5 protein-coding genes are annotated in these 4,455 nt (G+C 43.9%); 1 reads left to right on the forward strand and 4 read right to left on the reverse strand.

Annotated features, from left to right (window positions below):
* Nucleotides 1–81: 81 nt before the first annotated feature.
* Nucleotides 82–612, reverse strand: a complete 531-nt coding sequence (gene ppa, locus JK188_RS16540) for an inorganic diphosphatase (RefSeq protein WP_006658000.1) — start codon at nt 610–612, stop codon at nt 82–84.
* Nucleotides 613–750: 138 nt separating this feature from the next.
* Nucleotides 751–1,758 carry a class 1 fructose-bisphosphatase gene (gene fbp / locus JK188_RS16545; protein WP_132496355.1) on the reverse strand — a complete coding sequence of 336 codons (1,008 nt, stop codon included), beginning with the start codon at nt 1,756–1,758 and terminating at the stop codon, nt 751–753.
* Between the two features lie 163 nt (nt 1,759–1,921).
* Here fbp and mpl point away from each other — a divergent pair, with 163 nt between their 5' ends.
* Nucleotides 1,922–3,301, forward strand: a complete 1,380-nt coding sequence (gene mpl, locus JK188_RS16550) for a UDP-N-acetylmuramate:L-alanyl-gamma-D-glutamyl-meso-diaminopimelate ligase (RefSeq protein ID WP_211886873.1) — start codon at nt 1,922–1,924, stop codon at nt 3,299–3,301.
* A 52-nt stretch (nt 3,302–3,353) separates the two neighbouring features.
* Here mpl and JK188_RS16555 read toward each other — a convergent pair whose 3' ends face one another.
* Nucleotides 3,354–3,764 carry a DUF6122 family protein gene (locus tag JK188_RS16555; protein WP_036949011.1) on the reverse strand — a complete coding sequence of 137 codons (411 nt, stop codon included), beginning with the start codon at nt 3,762–3,764 and terminating at the stop codon, nt 3,354–3,356.
* 107 nt (nt 3,765–3,871) lie between these two features.
* Nucleotides 3,872–4,342, reverse strand: a complete 471-nt coding sequence (gene argR / locus JK188_RS16560) for a transcriptional regulator ArgR (RefSeq protein ID WP_036949013.1) — start codon at nt 4,340–4,342, stop codon at nt 3,872–3,874.
* Nucleotides 4,343–4,455: the final 113 nt, after the last annotated feature.

Raw genomic sequence — 4,455 nt, forward strand, 5'->3', positions numbered from 1 at the left:
TATTAATATTGTAAGGGGAAGGTATAGGTAAAAAAAAGCACTGCTCAAAACCAGTGCTTTTCTATCCACAGAAGGGATTAATTATTTCTTTGCAGCGCGTTCGAAAGAAGCGATGATTTCAGCTTTAGCTGCTTCTGCATTCTCCCAACCGTCAACTTTAACCCACTTACCTTTTTCTAAATCTTTGTAATGCTCAAAGAAGTGAGTGATTTGCGCACGCAGCAGTTCAGGAATGTCGTTCACATCTTTGATGTGATCGTATTCTTTGCTCAGTTTAGTGTGCGGTACTGCAACTAATTTCGCATCTTCACCAGATTCGTCAGTCATTTTCAGTACGCCAACTGGACGGCAACGGATGACTGAACCTGGTTGTAATGGGTATGGAGTTGGTACTAAAACATCAACTGGGTCACCATCTAAAGACAGGGTGTTGTTGATATAACCGTAGTTGCACGGATAGAACATCGCAGTAGACATGAAACGGTCTACAAACAGTGCGCCAGATTCTTTATCAACTTCATATTTGATTGGATCAGCGTTAGCTGGGATTTCGATGATTACGTAGATATCTTCAGGCAGTTCTTTACCTGCCGGTACATTGTTCAGGCCCATTAAAATGTATCCTTATGAGTGCTTAAAATAACGTGGGGGACATTATAGCCGCAAAGAGAGGTAAAACTCACTAGTTGGAGAGAAATTCAGTCAAAAAAGGCGAGAGAGTCTCGCCTTCAGGTCAAACGAAATGTTTGATTATTCTGCGTCTGGGTACTCACGCATGAAGGATTCCGCTTTCTCAACCATGGCTTTCGTTCCCACAAAGAACGGCACACGTTGGTGCAGCTTGGTTGGGATGATGTCTAACACACGGTTAGTACCATCACTTGCTTTACCGCCCGCTTGTTCCGCTAAGAATGAAATTGGGTTGCATTCGTACAGAAGGCGAAGTTTACCGGTTGGGTGGCTAGCGGTGCTTGGGTAAATATAAATACCGCCTTTGAGTAAGTTACGGTGGAAGTCCGCCACTAAAGAGCCGATATAACGCGTGGTATATGGGCGGTGGGTTGCTTCATCCTGCTCTTGGCAATATTTGATGTATTTCTTAACGCCCATAGGGAACTTGATGTAGTTACCTTCGTTAATGGAATACATTTTACCTTCTGCTGGGAACATGACTTTTTCATGAGACAGACAGAATACACCTAATGATGGGTCGTAGGTGAAGGCATGAACGCCAAAACCAGTGGTGTATACCAGCATGGTTGATGAACCGTAAACCACATAGCCCGCAGCAACTTGGCGGTTACCTGGTTGTAAGAAGTCAGCTTCTGTAACCGGTTGGCCAATTGGGGTAATACGGTGATAGATAGAGAAGATTGTTCCAACGGAAACGTTTACATCGATATTCGAAGAACCATCCAGAGGGTCCATTAAAACGACATATTTCGCGTTTTCTGCACGGTCACCTTCGAAAATGACGATTTCATCTTCTTCTTCTGAGGCGATACCGGCGACTTCTCCGCGCGCTTTCAAAGCCGCTTTCAGTTTTTCGTTTGCATACAGGTCAAGCTTCATCTGAACTTCACCTTGAACATTCGAAACACCGCTTGTGCCGAGAATGTCAACGAGTCCAGCTTTGTTAATATCACGATGGATAATTTTAGCGCCCAGTTTGATTGCTGACAGTAATGCAGTCAGCTCACCTGTTGCATGAGGAAAATCTTGTTGCTTTTCGACGATGAATTCGCCTAATGTTTTCATGACGAAGGTCCTGAATAAAATTGACAGAAATTTGCGGGTCTTTATTGTACCCTCGGGCGGAGAGTTTATCTAAATAAAGAAAAGATTAATAGGCTAATACATTTATAAACCTGTGATTGATGAGTAGAATAGTGACAAACCTCATGCTATTGGATGGAAAAGAATGCACATACATATTTTAGGCATATGCGGAACTTTTATGGGCAGCTTAGCCATTTTGGCTCGTTCGTTAGGGCACAAAGTGACTGGATCTGACGCAAACGTCTACCCACCGATGAGTACATTGCTTGAAAAACAAGGCATTGAACTAATTCAAGGATTCGACCCTGCGCAGTTAGAGCCAACCCCTGATATGGTGGTGATTGGGAATGCGATGACCCGTGGAAATCCATGCGTTGAAGCCGTATTAGAACGTGGTTTACCTTATACTTCAGGACCACAATGGCTCCATGATCATGTTCTTCCTGAGCGCTGGGTATTAGCCGTTGCAGGGACTCACGGTAAAACAACAACCGCGGGGATGCTGGCGTGGATCCTGCAAGACTGTGGTTATGAACCAGGCTTTCTGATTGGCGGTGTTCCGGGAAACTTTGATGTTTCGTCCCAGATTGGTAAAAGCCCTTTCTTTGTTATTGAAGCGGATGAATATGATTGCGCGTTCTTTGATAAGCGATCCAAATTCGTACATTACAGCCCTAAGACGCTGATTTTGAATAACCTCGAATTCGACCACGCGGATATTTTTGAAAATCTCGAAGCGATTCAAAAACAATTCCATCACTTGGTTCGCATTGTGCCAAGTAGCGGCAAAATCTTTATGCCAAGTAACGACAATAATCTCAAGCAAGTGATGAATATGGGGTGTTGGAGTGAACAAGAATTGGTGGGAGAAAACGGTGAGTGGCATGCCGTGAAACTCAATCATGATGGCAGCCAGTTCGAAGTGTATTACCAGCAGCAAAAAGTGGGTGAAGTAAACTGGTCTCAAGTAGGTAATCATAATATCCAAAATGGTTTGATGGCGATTGCTGCTGCGCACCATGTTGGCGTACCTGCGAAAGAAGCTTGTTTAGCATTGGATAAATTTATTAACGCCCGTCGCCGTCTTGAGTTACGTGGTGTTGAAAATAATGTCAGTGTTTATGATGACTTCGCTCATCATCCAACGGCAATTTTAGCGACGTTAGAAGCATTACGTAGCAAAGTAGGTGGTACTTCTCGCATTATTGCTGTGCTGGAACCTCGTTCAAATACCATGAAAATGGGGATCAGTAAGAATGATATCGCGCCAGCTTTAGGGCGTGCAGATGAAGTTTTCTTATTCCAACCTAGCAATATTCCGTGGATGGTCACTGAAATTGCAGAGCATTGTGTGCAGCCTGCGCGTTGGCACGCAGATATTGATACTCTCGCCAATATGGTGGTTGAGACGGCTCAGCCCGGTGACCATATCCTGGTGATGAGTAATGGCGGTTTTGGTGGTATTCATGAAAAACTGCTGGTAGGACTAAAACATAAAGCCGAAGCCAAATCTGACGAATAGTCTATAAGCGCTATCGTGAATCAAAGCCCTAACTTCAGTTAGGGCTTTTTCGTTATAGCTGCTGAAGAAGCTCGACGTTTGCGCGTTCTGGTTGCCCGGAGCAGCTTAATACCGTGCCTTGCATCTCTTTTTTAACACTTCCAAGATAACAATCCACCGAGTCTGTCAATAAGTGAAACAGACAGCCGACGGCGATAGCTTTGAGTTTCCATGAAGGAAAGAAAAATAAGACGACATAAGCAATAGCAGCCCAAATGGTGTGCATAGGGTGGAAGCCTACGCCGCAACGATCAGGATCGAATATAGGATCGGCGAGAAGGTGATCAAGGTCGATAGCCATGGTGGAAACCATTAAGAGCCCAGCAAGCTTCCAGTTTTTTCGCCAAAATAAATAGCCAAATAAAAAGGGCACTAAAAAATGGAAACCGTAGTGAACGATATTCCGTAAAATCTCAAATAACACGGGCTTATCTCGATATGAATCAGTGGAAGACGCGTCACTATAGAATTAAAAATACAAAGAGGGAACTGGGTTCCCTCTTTTTCGATATCTAAAATTTTTCGAAAGGACTAAAGTTCTTGTTCGAAAAGCACCAAAATGGCTTCGTACAGTTCACGCGTTGTGAAATCGTTGGTTGGCGTTGAGAAAATTGTATCATCGCCAGCGATGCTGCCTAAGATGCCTTCAGCTTTGCCTAAGGAGTCTAACAGGCGGGCAATTAACTGCGCTGCTCCTGGGCTGGTACGGATCACAACAACAGAGTGGTTGTAGTCAACATCCAGAACTAAGTTCTTCAGCGGGCTGGTGGCAGTAGGGACACCAGGCTCGGTTGGTAAGCAATACACCATTTCCATTTTTGCGTTGCGGGTACGTACTGCACCAAACTTCGTCAACATTCTGGAAATTTTAGATTGATTAATGTTTTCGAAGCCTTGTTCTTGAAGAGCGATCACAATTTCGGCTTGTGAACTGAATTTTTCTTCTTTAAGGAGTGCCTTAAAGGCTTTTACCAAGTCTTCTTGTTTCGACATCGTGCGCATAATTAACCCATCTTTTGGTATTAAACTGAGTTGTGGGAAAAATAATGGGGTGCATCACTTAAAGGAATGACCAAGGCACTCCAGAAAATATTAAATGCGGCAAACATCAGTAA

This window comes from Providencia sp. JGM181 (genome assembly GCF_018257375.1).
GTDB classification, from domain to species: Bacteria; Pseudomonadota; Gammaproteobacteria; order Enterobacterales; family Enterobacteriaceae; genus Providencia; species Providencia lanzhouensis.